This window comes from Pseudooceanicola lipolyticus, assembly GCF_002786325.1.
Classification (GTDB): domain Bacteria; phylum Pseudomonadota; class Alphaproteobacteria; order Rhodobacterales; family Rhodobacteraceae; genus Pseudooceanicola_C; species Pseudooceanicola_C lipolyticus.
The window spans coordinates 1-636 of sequence record NZ_PGTB01000415.1 but is presented as its reverse complement, the minus strand read 5'-3'; the positions used below and the strand labels follow the sequence as shown (position 1 = coordinate 636).

1 protein-coding gene and 1 pseudogene are annotated in these 636 nt (G+C 70.1%); both read left to right on the top strand.

Going from position 1 to position 636, the window contains the following annotated elements; all coding sequences use genetic code 11:
- Positions 1 to 390, top strand: a pseudogene (locus CVM52_RS27345) (hypothetical protein); the annotation flags it as partial.
- A 96-nt stretch (positions 391 to 486) separates the two neighbouring features.
- On the top strand, positions 487 to 636 hold a 150-nt coding region (locus CVM52_RS26335), incomplete at its 3' end, for an FGGY family carbohydrate kinase (RefSeq protein WP_240621094.1).

The window sequence follows — 636 nt, the reverse complement described above, 5'->3', positions numbered from 1 at the left end:
GACACCCGGCGCACCCGCGCCGCGCTGTACGAGACCGAACAGCTGCGCGACCGTGCCGCCACCGGGCTCGACCTGGAAACCCGCTGGCAGTCCGAACGCCTGGTGGTGATCGAACCGGCGCTGCGCCCGGACCAGCCCGCGCTGGACCGGCGGATGCCCTTCATCATCCTCGGCGGCGCGCTCAGCGCCATCGCCGCCTTTGCCGCCGCGCTGGTTGCCGAAATGCGTCACCCGGTGATCCGCTCGGCCGACCACATGCAGCGCGTCACCGGGATCCTGCCGGTGATCTCGGTGCCCCATGCCGATCTGCGCCCGGTCCCTGCCGGCCCGGTGGCGCGGCTGGTTCGCGCCTTTGGCCAGCGTACACCGAAAGGGCTGAACGCCCCCTGAACCGCGACCAAATGCAGGCCCGCCCCCGGCCGGTACGCTTTTTAATTTGACACAAGAATTAAATCGGTAAACAGTCGTCCCAGGGGGAGGGGACGCATGTTTATCGGTTTGGATCTGGGCACCTCCGGCATTCGCGCGCTGCTGGTGGCCGAGGACGGCGCGCCGCTGCTGGCGGCCGATGCGGCGCTGAGCGCCGCCCATCCCCATCCCGGCTGGAGCGAGCAGGACCCGGCGGACTGGACCGCC